The sequence below is a fragment of the Microbispora sitophila genome (genome assembly GCF_014892245.1).
GTDB lineage: Bacteria > Actinomycetota > Actinomycetes > Streptosporangiales > Streptosporangiaceae > Microbispora > Microbispora siamensis.
Map to the genome: position 1 here is coordinate 219,887 of NZ_JADBGC010000003.1, position 16,342 is coordinate 236,228.

15 protein-coding genes are annotated in these 16,342 nt (G+C 73.1%); 6 read left to right on the forward strand and 9 right to left on the reverse strand.

Annotation, left to right across the window (positions count from 1 at the left end; all coding sequences use genetic code 11):
- Positions 1 to 137: 137 nt before the first annotated feature.
- Together IL992_RS06945 and IL992_RS06950 are read left to right on the forward strand one after the other, a co-directional pair.
- Positions 138 to 1,082, forward strand: a complete 945-nt coding sequence (locus IL992_RS06945; RefSeq protein WP_193202667.1) for an ATP-binding cassette domain-containing protein — start codon at positions 138 to 140, stop codon at positions 1,080 to 1,082.
- On the forward strand, positions 1,079 to 1,828 hold the full coding sequence (locus IL992_RS06950; RefSeq protein ID WP_226872463.1) for an ABC transporter permease: 750 nt from the start codon (positions 1,079 to 1,081) through the stop codon (positions 1,826 to 1,828). Before IL992_RS06945 ends, IL992_RS06950 begins: the two co-directional genes overlap by 4 nt.
- Here the strand turns inward: IL992_RS06950 and IL992_RS06955 are convergent.
- Positions 1,812 to 4,955: a BTAD domain-containing putative transcriptional regulator gene (locus IL992_RS06955; protein WP_193202481.1), complete on the reverse strand. Its 3,144-nt coding sequence runs from the start codon at positions 4,953 to 4,955 to the stop codon at positions 1,812 to 1,814. The two genes, IL992_RS06950 and IL992_RS06955, sit on opposite strands and share 17 nt — an antisense overlap.
- A gap of 139 nt (positions 4,956 to 5,094) precedes the next feature.
- Between IL992_RS06955 and IL992_RS06960 the strand changes: the two genes are divergently transcribed.
- Positions 5,095 to 5,628, forward strand: a complete 534-nt coding sequence (locus tag IL992_RS06960; protein WP_193202669.1) for a sugar O-acetyltransferase — start codon at positions 5,095 to 5,097, stop codon at positions 5,626 to 5,628.
- Positions 5,628 to 6,170: a TetR/AcrR family transcriptional regulator gene (locus tag IL992_RS06965; protein WP_226872465.1), complete on the forward strand. Its 543-nt coding sequence runs from the start codon at positions 5,628 to 5,630 to the stop codon at positions 6,168 to 6,170. The genes IL992_RS06960 and IL992_RS06965 overlap by 1 nt, the downstream gene beginning before the upstream one ends.
- Before the next feature lie 16 nt (positions 6,171 to 6,186).
- Here IL992_RS06965 and IL992_RS06970 read toward each other — a convergent pair whose 3' ends face one another.
- The 6 genes from IL992_RS06970 to IL992_RS06995 all read right to left on the reverse strand — a co-directional run bounded on the left by IL992_RS06970 (position 6,187) and on the right by IL992_RS06995 (position 11,883).
- On the reverse strand, positions 6,187 to 7,779 hold the full coding sequence (locus IL992_RS06970) for a hypothetical protein (RefSeq protein WP_193202483.1): 1,593 nt from the start codon (positions 7,777 to 7,779) through the stop codon (positions 6,187 to 6,189).
- Complete coding sequence (locus IL992_RS06975; protein ID WP_193202484.1) at positions 7,776 to 8,672, reverse strand: ATP-binding cassette domain-containing protein; 897 nt, start codon at positions 8,670 to 8,672, stop codon at positions 7,776 to 7,778. The genes IL992_RS06970 and IL992_RS06975 overlap by 4 nt, the downstream gene beginning before the upstream one ends.
- A 9-nt stretch (positions 8,673 to 8,681) precedes the next feature.
- On the reverse strand, positions 8,682 to 9,074 hold the full coding sequence (locus IL992_RS06980; RefSeq protein ID WP_193202485.1) for a hypothetical protein: 393 nt from the start codon (positions 9,072 to 9,074) through the stop codon (positions 8,682 to 8,684).
- 88 nt (positions 9,075 to 9,162) lie between these two features.
- The gene (locus IL992_RS06985) at positions 9,163 to 10,377 is read right to left on the reverse strand and encodes a sensor histidine kinase (protein WP_226872466.1); all 1,215 of its coding nucleotides are present in this window, start codon (positions 10,375 to 10,377) and stop codon (positions 9,163 to 9,165) included.
- 59 nt (positions 10,378 to 10,436) lie between these two features.
- Complete coding sequence (locus IL992_RS06990; protein WP_193202486.1) at positions 10,437 to 11,090, reverse strand: response regulator; 654 nt, start codon at positions 11,088 to 11,090, stop codon at positions 10,437 to 10,439.
- Between the two features lie 43 nt (positions 11,091 to 11,133).
- The gene (locus tag IL992_RS06995) at positions 11,134 to 11,883 is read right to left on the reverse strand and encodes an acetoacetate decarboxylase family protein (RefSeq protein WP_193202487.1); all 750 of its coding nucleotides are present in this window, start codon (positions 11,881 to 11,883) and stop codon (positions 11,134 to 11,136) included.
- A 160-nt stretch (positions 11,884 to 12,043) separates the two neighbouring features.
- On the opposite strand from IL992_RS06995, the gene IL992_RS07000 reads away from it, so the two are divergent.
- Both IL992_RS07000 and IL992_RS07005 read left to right on the forward strand, forming a co-directional pair.
- The gene (locus tag IL992_RS07000; protein WP_193202488.1) at positions 12,044 to 12,412 is read left to right on the forward strand and encodes a YciI family protein; all 369 of its coding nucleotides are present in this window, start codon (positions 12,044 to 12,046) and stop codon (positions 12,410 to 12,412) included.
- Positions 12,396 to 13,637 carry an RNA polymerase sigma factor gene (locus IL992_RS07005; RefSeq protein ID WP_193202489.1) on the forward strand — a complete coding sequence of 414 codons (1,242 nt, stop codon included), beginning with the start codon at positions 12,396 to 12,398 and terminating at the stop codon, positions 13,635 to 13,637. The genes IL992_RS07000 and IL992_RS07005 overlap by 17 nt, the downstream gene beginning before the upstream one ends.
- Here IL992_RS07005 and IL992_RS07010 read toward each other — a convergent pair.
- Together IL992_RS07010 and IL992_RS48240 are read right to left on the reverse strand one after the other, a co-directional pair.
- Positions 13,616 to 14,260: a response regulator transcription factor gene (locus IL992_RS07010; RefSeq protein WP_193202490.1), complete on the reverse strand. Its 645-nt coding sequence runs from the start codon at positions 14,258 to 14,260 to the stop codon at positions 13,616 to 13,618. The genes IL992_RS07005 and IL992_RS07010 overlap by 22 nt on opposite strands.
- The gene (locus IL992_RS48240; RefSeq protein ID WP_193202491.1) at positions 14,248 to 16,251 is read right to left on the reverse strand and encodes a sensor histidine kinase; all 2,004 of its coding nucleotides are present in this window, start codon (positions 16,249 to 16,251) and stop codon (positions 14,248 to 14,250) included. Before IL992_RS48240 ends, IL992_RS07010 begins: the two co-directional genes overlap by 13 nt.
- Positions 16,252 to 16,342: the final 91 nt, after the last annotated feature.

Genomic DNA, 16,342 nt, shown 5'->3' on the forward strand with positions numbered 1-16,342 from the left:
TGGAGGCGGCCGGCGCCCAGGCGGTGCTGTGCGACCTGGAGCGGACCACGGCGGCGGAGGTGGCCGAGATCCTGCTGGGAGCAGGCGCCGTCGTCTTCGCGGCCGGGGCGGGGGAGGGCTCCGCGATCGTGGACGCCATGAACGGTTCAGCCATAGCGGCCTCGGGGCTGCGGAAGGCATATAAAGACAAGATCGTGCTCGACGGCGTCGACCTGGATGTCCGGACCGGAACGATCTTCGCTCTGCTCGGACCCAACGGCGCCGGCAAGACCACGACGGTGAACGTGCTGACCACGCTGCTGACCCCAGACGCCGGCCAGGTGGTCGTCGCCGGGCACGACGTGGTCACGGAAACCAAGGCGGTGCGCGCGGCGATCGGGGTCACCGGGCAGTTCGCCGCGGTGGACGACCTGCTCACCGGCGAGGAGAACCTGCTGATGATGGCGGATCTCCTGCACCTGCCCAAGGCGGAGGGCAGGCGGATCGCCGGCCGGCTGCTCGACCGGTTCGATCTGGCCGAAGCGGCGGGCAAACCGGCGGCGTCCTACTCCGGCGGCATGCGCCGCAAGCTGGACCTCGCCATGACGCTGGTAGGGGAGCCGCAGATCATCTTCCTGGACGAGCCCACGACGGGACTCGATCCACGCAGCCGCCGCACCATGTGGGAGATCATCCGGGAACTGGTCGCCGGCGGTACGACCGTCTTCCTCACCACCCAGTATCTGGAGGAGGCCGACGAGCTCGCCGACCGCATCGCCGTGCTCGATCAGGGCCGGCTGGTCGCGGAGGGCACCGCCGACGAGCTCAAGCGCCGGGTCCCCGGCAGCCATGTCCGGCTGCGGTTCACCGGCAGGCACGAACTCGACGCCGCGGCACGCATCCTGCCCGGGTCCACGAGGGACGACGAAGAGCTGACCTTGCGTGTGCCCGGCGACGGCGGGGTGAGGTCGTTGCGCGCGCTGCTCGATCGGCTCGATCGGCATTCCATCGACGTCGAGGAACTGTCGGTGCACACACCGGACCTGGATGACGTCTTCCTCGCCCTTACCGGCAACGCGAACAAGGAGGTCAGTGCACGATGAACGTCATCGCGGATTCCGGGACCATGCTGCGGCGCAACTTCCGGCACACGATGCGAAATCCGATGGCGCTGTTCAACGGCGTCGTCATGCCGGTCTTTCTGATGTTCCTGATGGTCTACGTGTTCGGCGACGCGTTCAGCGTCGGCGTCGACTACGCCGACTACGCGACGCCGGGGTTGATGCTGACGACGATCTGCTACGGCATCGGCGCCACCGCGATCGCGGTGAACTCCGATATGACGACCGGATTCATCAACCGGCTTCGCGTCATGGACGTGTCCCGGGCCGCGGTGCTGAACGCGCACGTGATCGTGACCATGCTGCGAAGCCTGGTGGCCATCGCGTTCGTCACCGGGGTCGCGTTCCTGATGGGATTCCGGCCGTCGGCGAGTTTCGCGGAATGGCTCGGCGTGATCGGCATCGTCGTGCTGACGGTGTTCGCGATCGGCTGGCTGACCGTCGCGTTCGGCCTCGCGGCGAAAACGCCGGAAAGCGCGGGCCTCGCCGCTGTCCCGCTGATGCTCCTTCCCTTCCTGAGCAGCGCGTTCGTGCCGGCCGACAAGATGGGTCCCGGTGCGCGGCAATTCGCCGAATACCAGCCGTTCACCCCGATCATCGAAACCCTGCGCGGGTTGCTGACCGGCGCGCCGTCGGCGGGCTCGGCCATCACGGCGATCGCCTGGTGCGCGGGGCTGGCGTTGATCGGCTACCTGTGGGCGCGCGCGTCGTTCAAGAAGCGAGCGTGATCTCGGCCAGCTCGCGCCAATCCCGCCGCCGACCGTCGCGGATCGCCTCGGTGAAAACGGATTCACCGAGGCGGTTCCGCGTCTCCGCGGTGATCCGGGAAACGTCCGGGTGCGACCGATTCGGCGTGCCGCGCACGCCGTCGCTCGCCGCGAGCAGTCGCACGGCCTGCTCGTGGTCTCCCTGGCGCAGCGCGAGATCCGCGATGCCGACCAGCACCTCGGCGACCGTCGGCGGATGCTCGTACTTCATGACCGCGCGGAGCGCCTCGGCCCGATACGCGCGGGCCTTGTCGAGGTCCTCGGTGAGGTAGCCGTACAGGTCCATGATCGCGGCCCGGACGGAGTCGCCCCTTTCCGCGTCCTCCAGCACCGCACGCACCGTCGCCAGGTGCTCGTGTGCCTTGTCCGGCTCGCCGCGCCAGCGCGCCAGCTGTGCCTGCACGAGCGCCAGCTCGGCAAGCGAGTCCGGCCAGCCGATCCCGCCCGCGCACCGCTGCGCTTCCGCCATGGCGGAAGCGCTGGACCGCTCGTCGCCGAGCAGCCAGTACAGCTGAGCCTGCCGCGCCCGCAGGCCGACCACGTCCTCGGTCCCGCCCACCTCGGTCAGCGCCACGATCGCCTCTTCGAAGTGCTCACACGCTCGTGCCAACTCGCCGCGCATGGCGAGCCGATCGGCCAGGAAGGTCAGCGCCAGCGAGATCCCCATCCGCTCACCCAGCGTGCGGAACTCGGCGAGGGCGACTTCGGCGTCGGTGTCCACGTCGGTCTCGTCGCCGCCGAGCGTGAGCCGCAGCCGGCCACGGGCGAGCCTGGCCTGCGCGCGCACCCACGGATCGTCGTCGGCGATGAGCGGCTCGAACGCGGGCAGGAACTCCGCCGGGCCCTCCAGCATCCGCTCAAGCACCCCGACGAACCCGAGCAGCGGGTGGCTATACCCGCTGCGCTGAGCGAGCCGGTGCGCCTCGTGGATCCACTCCCGCGCCTGATACTGATCGCCGCCGACCCCGGCGGTCACGAACATCGTCACGATGAGGTACGCCATCGCTCGCACCTCATCGGGCACCTCACCGTCCAGCGAGGCCGCCGCGATGCTCAACTCGGTGCCCTCGGCCCTGTGCCCGCTCAGGTACCAGTACCAGCCCGCGGCCCCGACCAGCCGCATCGCCTCTTCGGCCCATCCCTCGGCGATCGCCCCGCGCAGCGCCGCATTGATGTTGTCGTGCTCGGCCTCGAGCCTGGCCAGCCAGTCCAACTGCTCGGCCCGGCGCAGGTGCGGATCGGCCGTCTCGGCCAGTTCGGTGAAGTAGGCGAGGTGCGCCCGGCGCGCCTGCTCGGTCTCCCCGGCTTCGGCGAGCCGATGCGCCGCGTACTCCCTGATGGTGTCGAGCATCCGGTAGCGCGGCGTGCCCTCGCCGTCGGCGAGCAGCAGCGACTTCTCGATCAACGCGGTCAGCAGGTCGAGCACCTGCGCCCCGGCGAACGCCTCGTCCCCGCACACCCGTTCGGCCGCTTCCAGACTCGCCCCGCCGGAGAACACCGAGAGCCGCCGCAGCACGCGACGTTCGGCCTCGGTCAGCAGATCCCAGCTCCAGTCCACGACCGCGCGCAGCGTCTTGTGCCGAGGGAGCGCCGTACGGCTGCCGCTGGTCAGGAGGTGGAATCGGTCATCGAGCCGGCGTGCCAGCTGATCGACGGACATGGTGCGCAGCCGTGCCGCGGCCAGTTCGATCGCCAGCGGAATCCCGTCGAGCGACCGGCATATCCGCGCCATGGCCGACAAGGTGTGCGCGTCGGAGCCGATGTCCTTGCGCACCAGACCCGCGCGGTCCCGCAGCAGCCGCACGGCGGGCGAGGACCCGGCCTCGGAGGGATCCGCTCCCTTCGCGGGCAGCGCGAGCGGCTCGACCTGCCACAGCACCTCCCCGGTGATACCGAGCGGTTCCCTGCTCGTGGCCAGAATCCGCAGCCTCCGGCACTCTCCCAGAAGCCGGTCCGCGAAAGCCGCGGCCTCCTCGATCACGTGTTCGCAGTTGTCCAGGATCAGCAGGATCGCGCGCTCCCGGACCGCGGCGATGAGCTGATCCATCGGTTCCCCACCCCGGGCGGCGCCGAGCAGCGCCTGGTCACGCAGGCCGATCGAGGTGAGGGCGGCCTGTGCCAGCTCACCGCCTGCCCGCACCGAGGCCAGTTCGACCAGCCACGCCCCGTCCGGCAGCTCGGCGAGCATCGTCCGCGCGGTCTCCGTGGCCAGCCTCGTCTTCCCGGAGCCACCCGCCCCGATCAAGGTGACCAGCCGGTGCGTGATGGCCAGCCCGGCGACCGCGGAGATGTCGTCGTCCTTGCCGACGAAACTCGTCAGCTCGGCGCGCAGGTTCGTCCTGCCGTTCTCCGCCCGCTCGCCCAGCTCGCCCCGCAGCAACGCGGTGTGCAGCGCGGAGAGCTCGGCAGACGGATCGGCGCCCAACTCCTCGGCGAGCCGCTCGCGCGTCCGCTGGTACACGGTCAACGCCTCAGCCGTACGCCCCGCTTCGGCGAGCGCCCGCATCAAGGCCGCCACGAACCCTTCCCGCAGCGGGTACGCGGCGACCAGCTCGGTCAGCTCGGAGACCAGCTCCGAGCCGCGGCCGAGGCGGATATCGGCATCCACCCGATCCCCGAGCGCGGCGACGTGGAGTTCGTCCAGGCGCGCGACCGCGGCGTCGAACGCGTCGCTGTCTCGCAGTGCGATGTCCGCCATGGCCGTACCGCGCCACAGTGCCAGGGCCGACCGCAGCAGATCGGCCCTGGCCGCGGGCTCGGCGGTGCGGGCCTGACCGACCAGGTGCTCGAACCGGCACACGTCCACGGCATCGGGAGCCACGGCCAGCCGATAGCCGCCGGAATCCGCCTCGATCGCACCGTCCGGCAACACCCTGCGCAGCCTGGACACCAGCGCCTGCAGCGCATTCACTTCGTCCGCGGGCGGCCGTTGCCCCCAGATCCAGTCCACCAGCCTCGCACGCGTGACGATCCGGCCGGGTTCGAGGGCGAGCGCGGCGAGCAGCGCGCGCAGCCGGACCCCGGGAACCTCCACCAGGGCGCCATCGCCGTTCCGGACCTCGAACGGCCCGAGCAATCCGACTCGCACATCAGCGATTGTCCCGCACACCCGTAATCGACCGAACCGTGGCAAAGACGACCAAGGGTCACAGCCCGATGCGTACGAACGTACACTTGCGGTCGCGGTGGGCTATTTCGCAGGTGACCCCCGTACGAACCGCGAGCGGATGCTCGCCGGTGAGCTCTACATCGCCGACGACCCCGAGAGCGCCAGGCGCGCACAGCGCGCGGCGCGGCTGGCGGACGCGTACCATCGCGCCGCGCTCGCCGACGAGAGCGCCGCCCGATCGATCCTGACCGAGCTGGTGGGGAGCCTGGGCGAGGGAGCGGTCGTCAGGCCGCCGCTGTACGTCGACTACGGCGAGAACATCACCATCGGGGCCCGCACCTTCGTCAACTACAACCTGACCGCGCTCGACGTCGCAGCGATCACGATCGGCGAGGACTGCCAGATCGGCCCGAACGTGCAACTTCTCACCCCGACGCACCCGATCGAACCCGAGCCTCGCAGGGCGAAGCCGGAAGCCGCGGAACCCATCACGATCGGTGACAACGTCTGGATCGGCGGCGGCGCGATCATCCTGCCGGGCGTGACCATCGGCGAGAACAGCGTGATCGGGGCCGGCGCGGTCGTCACCAAGGACGTCGGCGCGAACGTCGTCGCGGTCGGCAACCCGGCGCGGGTGATACGGCGGCTGTGATGACCCGCCGTTACGACCCGGAGCGCCGGGACCGCATCATCGACGCCGCGATCGACTGCATCGCCGAGGACGGGGTCGCCGGGACCTCCCACCGGAAGGTGGCCGCCCGGGCCGGCGTTCCGCTCGGGTCCATGACCTACCACTTCGAGAACATGGACGACCTGCTCGTCGAGGCGTTCACCCGCTTCGCGGCGAGCATCGGCGACGCGTTCGAGCGACGCCTGGCCGCCGCCCGGGACCGGGACGCCGCGGTCGAGGCGATCGTCGCGCTGATCCACGGGGACCTGCAGCGGTCCCGGCGCGAGCACGTGCTGACGTACGAGCTGTACACCCTCGCCGCGCGCAGAGCCGCCTTCCGGTCGATCACCCACAGGTGGATGCGCGAGAGCCGCCGCGCCCTCGAACGGCACTTCGCCCCCGACACCGCCCGAGCGCTCGACGCCTACGTCGAAGGCGCGGCACTGCACATCGCACTCCACCCGGACCCGCAGCCGCCGGCCCTGACACGAGCCGCCGTCGCCCGTCTCGCGTCCGGCGGCTGAGCGTGATCACGCCGCGTCAGCGGATCGCGTGGCGGGCGGTACGGACGGCCAGGGCGGCGCAGAGCAGGGCCGCGGCGAGGCAGGCCACGACGAGCGGGGACGGCCCGGCGGGCAGCCCGTCCGTACGGACCGCGCCCATGTAGTCGACGGCCGCCGTGCCGTTGACGGCGAGATACCACAGGCCGAGGTAGACGACCTGGAAGACCCGGTGCGTACGGCAGGCCACGCCGAGCGCCAGGGCGAGCGAGGGCACCAGGAGCGTGCCGCCCGCCCACGACCCCACTCCGGGCCAGTCGGCGGCGACCGCCATGCGGACGAGGGGCCCAACGCCGGTCGCGGCCGTGAGGACGACCCCGGCCGCCCACTCCGCGACCAGCCCGCGCCAGGGCGCGGGATAGGCGCCGAGCAGCCCTTCCACGCCGTACTCCACCCGCTGGGTTCCCAGCCGCGACCAGATCAGCACCGGCCATATCCAGGCGAGCGGGAGCACGGTCGCGGGTTCCGGCGTGGCGAAGGCGGCCGCCGTCACCCCGGCGGCCACGAGCCACCACCAGCGCGAGACGCCCTGCAGGAGGATGCGCAGCTCGCCGGAGAGAAGCCGCCGCGACGCCCGGCCCGGACGCGGCGCGACCCCCGGCACGGTCGAAGGCGTGACCGGGGACGTGGTCCGGAAGGCCGGTCGCCCGCTGTCGGCGGTGACGCCAGGCTCGTACGGCGCGACGGCCGGGGCGGTGAGACGGCGCGCCGGGTCGAACCGGGCGAACCAGAGGCACGGCAGCAGCGCCAGGACGAGCGCCGGCAGGAGGACGAGGAGACGGCTGCCGAGGAACGCGCCGGTGACGGAGAAGCCGTCCCACTGGAAGGTGCGCAGCGGCCTGGCGACGGAGGTCAGGCCGAGGCTGAACTCCCGGCCGTGCACGTCGACGCCCTGCGCGGCGAGGGCGGCGCGCATCGAGTCGGCGGCCTGGTGCACTCCGAGCCCGCCGAGGGGCGCCTTCGGCGACTGGCCGCCGATGAGGAGGACCAGGGAGACGACGAACCAGACGACGTTCCCCACGCCGCCCCGCAGCAGCGGCACGGTTTCGAACAGCACCGCGGCCGCCGCCGTCAGCGCCAGCGGAGGAAGCGTGATCGTCGCGAAGGGCAAGAGGAGCGCCACCGGGTCCACGGCCCCGGACTCGCCGCGGGCGAGCTGCATGATCGGCGCGGTCGCCGCGAGCACGCCCGCCATCGAGGCGAGCACCAGGAAGTCGCTGAGGAACTTCCCCAGCAGGTATGCCGGCGTACGCAGTGGCGTGGCGGCGACGAGCTGGCCCACGCGGGTGCGCTCGTCCCGGCCGATCGCGTCGCGTACCAGGTAGAACCCGCCCATCGTGAGCCAGAGGGCACCGGCGAGCGCGGTCGCCGTCCCGACCCAGGCGCTGGTGTAGACGCCGCGGTAGCCCCCGACGTCCAGGATCACCCATCCCGAGTCGGCGGGCGGGACGGCCAGCCGGGCCAGGCCGACCGCCGCCAGCAGGAACAGCGCGTACGCGGGCCGCCGCACCCGCTCCCGGAAGTCGGCGACGGCGAGCGCGATCGTCGCCCGCGCCGTGACCCGTGCCGTCATCGGGCCGCCTCCCGGACGCCGCCGCCCACCACGGCGAGGTACAGGTCCTCCAGGTCGGGGGGCACCCGTACGGCGCCGGCGGCCGGCGGCGTGTCCGACAGGAGCCGCAGACGGACCCCGTCCACCGTGCGGATCACGCGGCTGGCCGGGTGGCGCTCCCGCAGGACGGCGGCCTCGGACGGATCGGCGACCGTCTCCCAGACGTGGCCGTCGACCTCGCTGAGCAGCGCCTCGGGGGTGCCGCGCCGCAGCAGCCGTCCCCCGGCCACGACGGCGACGTCGGACGCGACGGACTCGATGTCGGACACGATGTGCGTGGACAGCAGGACCACCCGGTCTTCCGCCAGGTCGCCGAGCATGGCGCGGAACCGCACCCGCTCCTCGGGGTCGAGCCCCGCCGTCGGCTCGTCCACGATCAGCACCCTCGGGTCGGCCAGCAGGGCCTGGGCGATGCCGACCCGGCGCAGCATGCCGCCGGAGTACTTGCCGAGCGGCGTCCGGACCGCCTCCGTGAGGTTGACCAGTTCGAGCAGTTCGTCGACGCGCGCACGCGTCGCACGCGCGGCCAGCCCCTTCAGGGCGGCGAGATAGGAGAGGAACTCCCGCGCGGTCAGGTGCGGGTAGACGCCGAAGTCCTGCGGGAGGTAGCCGAGAACCCCGCGCAGCGCGCCGGGCCGGGACACCACGTCGGTCCCGTCGAACAGGACCCTGCCGCCCGTCGGCCGGGTGACCGTCGCGCAGATCCGCATCAGCGTCGACTTCCCCGCTCCGTTCGGGCCGAGCAGGCCGAGCAGTCCCGCGCCGCACCGCAGGGTGACGCCGTCGACCGCGCGCTTGCCGCCCTTGTAGGTCTTGGTGACGTCCACCAGTTCGAGGACCGGAGTTTCGATCATCTCGTCACCTCACTCGGGCAGGCCGCGCAGATCGGTCGTGCGGCCGTCGCGCAGCACTTTGACCTCGCGGGGCACCTCGACGCGGAACCGGGCCGAGCAGTCGGCCCACCCGGAGCATCCGGCGTTGAGGTCGAGCGTGTTCCCTTCGAGGGTCTGGCTGGAATGCGGGTTCGTGCCGTGCACGTCGAACCACAGGGTGACCTTGATGTCCTTCCTGTCCGTCGCGACGAGGTCGGTCGGGGTGTCGTGCGCCCGCACGTCGAGCGTCCTGCCGCCGAACGAGAAGGTCTGGGACACCGGTGTGGCCTTCGACGCGTCTGAACAGCCGCTCAGAACCGAGCCGCTCAGAACCGCCGCCGCGAGCACCGTCAAGGCGCACCACACCGTCTTGCGCGTAGTCATTCGGATCCTCCGGATAAGCCGTCCCGAGCAGGATCCGACGTGGGCGGCCGGGCCGGCATCTGCCGTTCGGCAGATATCGGGGACCCGATCAGCGGCCGGCGCGGCTCCTGGCACTGTGGCTCCTGGCACTCTGCGAAACGGGGAGGAGGGCGACGACCTGCCACCCCTCCGCCTGGCGGCCGGCGTGGAGCACGCCCCCGAGCGCCTTCACTCGCTCGGCCAGGCCGACCAGGCCGGTGCCTCCGCCGTGCCGGTCGTCTCCCGCGAGGCCGGTCGGAGAGGTTCCGCCGCCGTCGTCGGTGACGGACACCCGCAGGGCCGGGCCGTCGGCCGCGCCAGCCGGGGCGACCGCGACCACCACGCGGGTCGCGGCGGAGGCGTGCCGCCGCACGTTGGTCAGCGCCTCGAGCACGACGGCGTACACGGTGCTCCCGATCTCCGGCGTCACGGGGAGGGCGAGGTCGCCGGGCATGTCGAGCCTGGCCGGGATTCCTCCGGTGGCCGAGAAACGGCCGACCAGGTCGGGCAGGTCGGCCAGGCCGTAGACTCGGGTCGGCGGCGGCTCCTCCGCCACTCGCTCGTCCGGATCGCGCAGCGCGCTCACCATGTGGTCCATGGACGCCAGCGCACGCAGCCCCGCCTCCTCGACGCGTACGGCGAGCTCACGCGCCTGACGCGGATCGAGCTCGCCGAGCTGGGCCGCCTGGGCCTCCAGGACGATCCCGGTGACCTCGTGGGCGACGAAGTCGTGCAGGTCGCGGGCCGTATCCAGCCGCTGGGCCCGCCGCGCGTCCGCCACCGCGCGCACCCGCCGGTCGTCCAGGGACCTGAGGTACAGCGCGACGGCGGCCACGGTGACCACCGCGAAGAACGACAGGAGGCAGGCGATGACCGACGCGTCCGCCGTCGGGCGGGGCATGCGCAGCGTCAGCCGCAACGGCAGCGCGACGGCCGCCGCGATCCCGAGCGCCGTCCCGATGACCGCCGCCTGCCGCCCCGGCAGCCGCCGTACGACCCGTCCGAACAGGAGCAGCAGTGCGCCCATCTCGACGGGCAGCCACAGCCCGGCGAACTGGTGCCGCCCCTGGTAGACGAACGTGACGGCGTAGGAGACCAGCGCGACGACGCTCGCCGCCGTGGCGAGGCCGACCCGCCGGTGCGGCCGGCGCGTCAGCGCGACGGCGACGGCCAGGGTGGCGGACAGGGCGACGACGAGCGCGTGCGGGGGAGCGAGGATCGCCGGCGTCGGCACCATCGCCACGATCACGACGCACAGGAAGGCGCGGACCCGGGACCTCGTCATGCCACCGAGGGTACGCACGCGGCGGGGACCTTCACCGCACCCCGTTCATCGCACCCTGTTCATCGGACCCCGGCGTACCCCAGCTCCCAGGCGCGTACGGCGATGCCGACCCGGTTGCGCACGCCGAGCTTGCGCTGGATGCTCGCCACGTGGGTCTTGACCGTGCCCGGCGAGATGAACAGCTCGGCGGCGATGTCGGCGTTGGTCTTCCCCTCGGCCACCTGGCCGGCGATCTCGATCTCGCGCTCGGTCAGCGGCTCGGACGGCGGCGTGTGCCGGGGACCGTCGCCCGTGACGTGCCTGAGCAGCCGCACCGTGACGGAGGGGCTGATCAGGGTGTCGCCCGCCACGGCGGCCCGGACCGCCTCGACCAGGAGCGCGGGGCCCGAGCGCTTGACCAGGAACCCGGACGCGCCGTGCCGCAGGGCCGGGTAGACGTACTCGTCCAGGTCGAAGGTCGTCACGACCACGACCTTCGTCGGGACCGCCGCGCCGGGGCCGGCGAGGGCCCGGGTCACCTCGATCCCGTCCATCCTGGGCATGCGGATGTCGACGAGCGCCACATCCGGCTGGAACCGCCGGGCCATCTCCACCGCCGCCACTCCGTCGGCGGCCTCGCAGACGACCTGGATGTCCGGCTGGCTCTCCAGGATGCGGCGCAGGCCCCGCCGCACCATCTCCTGGTCGTCGGCGATCAGGACGCGAATGGTCACGCGCCGATTCTTCCAGCCCCGCCGGGAGCGGCCCGCGGTGGCGTCACGCCCGTCCCGGCTCCTCGAACGCCATCGACACGTGCTCGGCGGTGGCCGTCATCAGGGCTCGCCGGGGCAGGCCGAGCTCGCTCAGCTCCTTGGCGATCGGATGGTTGCCGAGGCGGATGAGCGCGCCGCCGGGCCGCCAGCGGATCCCCCGGGCGCGGACCGTCCAGGGGATGCGGCGGGTGACCCCGTCCAGGTGGGCGTAGGCGTCCGGCACGGGCAGCGCCTCGCCGAGCAGCGGCGCGGGCGTCGCCGGGATGCCGGGCCTGATCAGCAGGTCGACGACCATCCGGCCGTCCCTGCGCAGCAGACACCGCTTGTACGGCGAGCCGAGCCGCAGATCCACGTCGGCCAACTCCTTGGGGAAGCCCCAGATGGTCCGACCGGCCTCCAGCGTGAACGCCTGGTCGACCGGCAGCCAGTGGACGAAGGCGCCCGACCCCGCCCCGCGCAGGTCCTTCAGCCCGGCCAGCGGTCCGCGCCTCGGCGGGGGACCCGCGTCGACCGGCCGTACGAGGAAGGTGACGCCGAACTCGTTGTAGGAGCCCAGGTCGGAATCGTGATAACGGACGAACACCAGCGAGCACAGGGCCTTGCCCGGCAGGACCTCGGTGACGTCCATCCCGGAGTACGCGAGGACCGCGCGGGCGGCGTCCGCCCGCACCGGGTAGGCGGCGAGGCAGACCGACGCGTCGCGGACCTCCACCGGCGTCTCGACCCTGCGACCCTGGACGACATGGCTTGCCATGCTCCCAGTACAGCAAAGCCCGGCGGCCGGGCGACAGCCGTACGGCGGCAAGGTTGTCCCAGTCCTGTTTCCGGCGGGTGTCGATATCCGGGGCGGCCGTTCGTGTAGAGGGTGAACGGGCCCGCGCCGGGCGGGCCTCGCAGAGGAGGTGTACGAGACCATGAGGCACTATCTGCTCAGCATCCAGCAGCCCGACGGCGGGACGCCCCCGCCGGAGGTCCTGGAACCGATCATGCGCGACCTGGCGGTCCTCAACGAGGAACTGCGCGCCGCGGGGGCGTGGGTCTTCTCCGGCGGACTGCACGATCCGGGCACGTCGACGGTGGTGCGGGTGCGCGACGGCGAGGAACTCGTCACCGACGGTCCGTACACGGAGGGCAAGGAGCACGTCGGCGGGCTGACCATCATCAAAGCGCCGGACCTCGACGCGGCGCTGGAGTGGGGTCGCAGGCTCGCCCGTGCGACCACGCTCCCGGTGGAGGTGCGCCCCTTCGCGGGCGTCGTGGAGGGCGATGACGACCGGGAGTAGGGCCCCCGACGTCGAGCGGGTGTTCCGCGAGGAGTACGGCCGGGCCGTCGCGGTCTTGGTCCGCCACTTCGGCGACATCGACGTCGCCGAGGAGGCGGTCCAGGACGCGTTCGCCGAGGCGGTGCGGCGCTGGCCGCGCGACGGGACGCCGCCCAGCCCGGCCGGCTGGATCATCACGACCGCCCGCAACCGGGTGATCGACCGCCACCGGCGGGAGTCCCTGCGTGCGGACAGGCACGCGCGGGCGGTCCTGCTGCACGCCCCCGACGACGCTGACGACGGCCCGGCAGAGGAGGGTCCCGTGCACGACGACCGGCTCCGTCTGATCTTCACCTGCTGCCACCCCGCGCTCGCCCCGGCCGCCCGGGTCGCGCTGACGCTGCGCCTGCTCGGCGGCCTCACCACGGCCGAGATCGCGCGGGCGTTCCTGGTCCCCGAGCCGACCATGGCCCAGCGGCTGGTCCGGGCCAAGGCCAAGATCCGCGACGCGGGGATCCCGTACCGCGTCCCGCGGGAGGCCGACCTGCCGGACCGCCTCCGGGCCGTGCTCGCCGTCGTCTACCTGATCTTCAACGAGGGACACACGGCGAGCGCGGGCGACCGGCTGGCCCGCGAGGACCTGTGCGCGGAGGCCGTCAGGCTCGGCCGCCTGCTGGCCGCGCTGATGCCCGACGAGCCGGAGGTCATGGGGCTGCTCGCGCTCATGCTGCTCGTCCACGCGCGGCGCGACGCCCGCACCACCCCGGCCGGCGACCTCGTGCCGCTGCCCGAGCAGGACCGCTGCCGGTGGGACCGCGCACTCGTCGCCGAGGGCCAGGACATCGTGCGGGCGTGCCTGCGGCGCGACCGGCCGGGGCCGTACCAGATCCAGGCGGCGATCAACGCCGTCCACGCCGACGCGCCGATCGCCGCCGTCACGGACTGGCGGCAGATCCTGAGCCTGTACGACCACCTGCTCGCCCTCGCCCCGAGTCCGGTCGTCGCGCTCAACCGGGCTGTCGCGGTGGCCGAGGTGGACGGGCCGGAGGCCGCGCTCGCTCTCGTGGCCGCGCTCGATCTGGACGGCTACTACCTGTTCCACGCCGTCAGAGCCGACCTGCTGCGGCGGCTCGGCCGGGCCGGGGAGGCCGCGCGGGCGTACGAGGCGGCGATCGCCCGCACCCGCAACGCCTCCGAGCGGGCCTTCCTCGACCGGCGCCTGCGTCAGGTCCGGGAGTTGAGGTAGAGCAGGACGGCCAGCACGCGGCGGTGGTCCTCCTCCGAGCCGGGCAGGCCGAGCTTGGCGAGGATCGAGCTGACGTGGGTCTCCACCGTCCGGTCGGTCAGGTAGAGCCGCCGGGCGATGCCGACGTTCGTACGGCCCTCGGCCATCAGCGCCAGCACCTCCCGCTCCCGGGCGCTGAGCGACGCGAGGGGGGCGGCGGCCCGGTGTACGCCGATGAGACGCGAGACGACCTCGGGGTCGAGCGCGGAGCCGCCCGCCGCCACCCGGCGCAGCGTGTCGAGGAAGTCGTCCACGTCGAAGACCCGGTCCTTGAGCAGGTAGCCGAACCCGCCGCGGGACACCAGGTCGACGGAGTGCCGGGTCTCGACGTGCTGGGAGAGCAGGACGATGCCGAGGCCCGGGTGGGCGTCGCGGATCCGCCGGGCCGCCCGCGCGCCGTCGTCGGTGTGGTCGGGCGGCATCCGGATGTCCGCGATGACCAGGTCGGGATCGGTGGCGTCCACGGCGGCGACCAGCCCGGGGGCGTCCTGGGCCTTGGCCACGACCTCGTGCCCGGCGTCGGCGAGCAGCCGGGCCAGCCCCTCCCTGAACAGGGCGGAGTCCTCACCGATCACGACGCGCACGGCAGCACCGCCTCCACTGTCGTCCCGCCGCCCTCCGGGCTGGACAGCCGCAGCGCGCCGCCCGACGCGCGGACCCGGTCGGCCAGGCCCGCCAGCCCGGCGCCCGGCCGCATCTCGGCGCCGCCCCGCCCGTCGTCGCTGATCCGCACGGTGACCCGGTCGCCGGTCCGGCTGACGCGGACGCCGATGGCGGCGGGGCCGGCGTGCTTGACGGCGTTCGTCATCGCCTCACTCGCCACGTAGTAGGCGGTCATCGCCACATCGTCGGGCAGGTCGTCGGCCGACACGTCGAGCGCCACGGGCACCGGAATCTTGCCCGCCAGCGTGACCAGCGCGTTGCCGAGACCGTCGTCCAGGCTGCTCGGCCGCAGGCCGTGCGCGATCTGCCGCAGCTCGGTGACCGCGACGGCCAGTTCGGCCACCCACTCGTCCAGCAGGGCGCCGACGTCGGCCGAGCCGTCGCCGAGGTGGCGCTGGGCGAGCCGGATCGCCATGCCGAGGGACACCAGGCGCTGCTGGGCCCCGTCGTGCAGGTCGCGTTCGAGCCGCCGCCGCTCCTCGTAACCGGCGTGCAGCAGCCGGGTGCGGCTGGCCTCGGCCTCGTCGAGCGCCCGGCTCACCTCGATACGCAGCCGCACCACCTCGATGAGCAGCGCGCTCGCGTCGGCCGCCTCGCGCAGCAGCTCCCGGCTGCCCGCCCGGCCGCGTACGATCGCGCCGATCTCGTGGCCGCCGAGCCGTACGGGTGTCACGGGGGAGTCGCCGGGATCGACGGGCGCGCCGGTCGCGTCGACCAGCCCGGTGGCACCGGTCGCGTCGACCGGACCGGTAGCACCGGGCAGCCGGTAGCCGACGCGCAGCTCCGGATCGCGCAGCGCCTCGCGCAGCGCCGCCTCCAGTTCCTCGGGCCGCGCCTGTCCCTCGTGCATGCGGTCGCGCAGGTGCCGTACGGCGGTCAGCACGGCCTGCCGGGCCGGGTAGAGCCGGCGGTCCACCCGGCGCTGGAGCCGCACGCGCAACGGGGACAGCGCGGCGGCGCAGACGGCGGTGGCGGCGGCCGCCGCGACGGGCGAGCCGCGGCCGGCGCCGAGGCCGACGAGGAACGAGGCGGCCGTGTAGAAGCCCAGCAGGACCGCGGTCACCATGCCGTAGGTGACCGCCGCGCTGATCGCCCGGTCGACGTCGTAGAGGTCGTGGCGCAGCACCGCGATCGCGGTCGCCACCGGGATCGACACGGCCGTCGCGGCCAGGCCGATCACCACGAGGTCGGAACTGCCGAGGAACAGGTAACTGGCCCAGCACAGCAGCAGCGTGAGCGGCAGGAAGCCGCCGCCGAGGGCGAACCACTTGAGCCGCGCCCGGCTGATCTCGTCGGCCGCCCGCCGGTAGCGGATCACCATCGCCGCCGCCGACGCGACCAGCAGCCCGAGGAAGACCGGCAGCAGCGCCACTCCCGCGATCTCCAGCAAAGGCAGGTACGCCTCCGGAGGCCGCAGCAGGTGTGGCGTGCTCTCGAACGGCGGCGGGTACGCGCCGGGGACGCACGCCACGACCAGCATGAACAGCACGGGCACGACCAGCAGCCCGGCGACGGCCCAGCGCCAGCGCCGCCCCGGCAGGCGCCCGTCGGGAAAGACGAGCGTGAGCAGCGCAGCCGGCACGTACAGGAGCATCCAGTCGCCCTGCGACAGCGCCGCGTAGACCTCGGAGACCAGCAGCCCCGGGTGACGCCCGGCCAGGTTCGCGTACGAGTCGCCGACCGCCAGATGCACGGGCGTCGCGCCGGCCAGCACGAGCAGCAGGCCCACCACACTGCGCGGACGCCGGGTGGCGACCAGCACGCCGAGCACGACCGAGGGCAGGGCGAGCGCGGTGCCGACCGCGAGCGCCATGCCCGCCCCCGCGTCCTGACTGGCCGGCACCACCCCGGCGCCCGCCAGCGCGCACACCACCAGCACGGCGGCGTACGCGAGCAGACGGGGGAGTGCCACGAGCACACCGTAGGTCCCGGGGCGGCCGGGGTGAATACGTGCCAGCACGGAGATCGGACCGGGGGCGGCCCGGATCCGCCGACGGGGCCCG

Bases quoted from the DNA above. Each gene is read 5' to 3' on its own strand.
- IL992_RS06980 (WP_193202485.1), bottom strand. From the start codon at position 9,074: ATGACTACGCGCAAGACGGTGTGGTGCGCCTTGACGGTGCTCGCGGCG.
- IL992_RS06945 (WP_193202667.1), top strand. From the start codon at position 138: ATGAACGGTTCAGCCATAGCGGCCTCGGGGCTGCGGAAGGCATATAAA.
- IL992_RS06960 (WP_193202669.1), top strand. From the start codon at position 5,095: ATGCTCGCCGGTGAGCTCTACATCGCCGACGACCCCGAGAGCGCCAGG.
- IL992_RS07005 (WP_193202489.1), top strand. From the start codon at position 12,396: ATGACGACCGGGAGTAGGGCCCCCGACGTCGAGCGGGTGTTCCGCGAG.
- IL992_RS06965 (WP_226872465.1), top strand. From the start codon at position 5,628: ATGACCCGCCGTTACGACCCGGAGCGCCGGGACCGCATCATCGACGCC.
- IL992_RS06975 (WP_193202484.1), bottom strand. From the start codon at position 8,672: ATGATCGAAACTCCGGTCCTCGAACTGGTGGACGTCACCAAGACCTAC.
- IL992_RS06950 (WP_226872463.1), top strand. From the start codon at position 1,079: ATGAACGTCATCGCGGATTCCGGGACCATGCTGCGGCGCAACTTCCGG.
- IL992_RS06995 (WP_193202487.1), bottom strand. From the start codon at position 11,883: ATGGCAAGCCATGTCGTCCAGGGTCGCAGGGTCGAGACGCCGGTGGAG.
- IL992_RS06970 (WP_193202483.1), bottom strand. From the start codon at position 7,779: ATGACGGCACGGGTCACGGCGCGGGCGACGATCGCGCTCGCCGTCGCC.
- IL992_RS06985 (WP_226872466.1), bottom strand. From the start codon at position 10,377: ATGACGAGGTCCCGGGTCCGCGCCTTCCTGTGCGTCGTGATCGTGGCG.
- IL992_RS07000 (WP_193202488.1), top strand. From the start codon at position 12,044: ATGAGGCACTATCTGCTCAGCATCCAGCAGCCCGACGGCGGGACGCCC.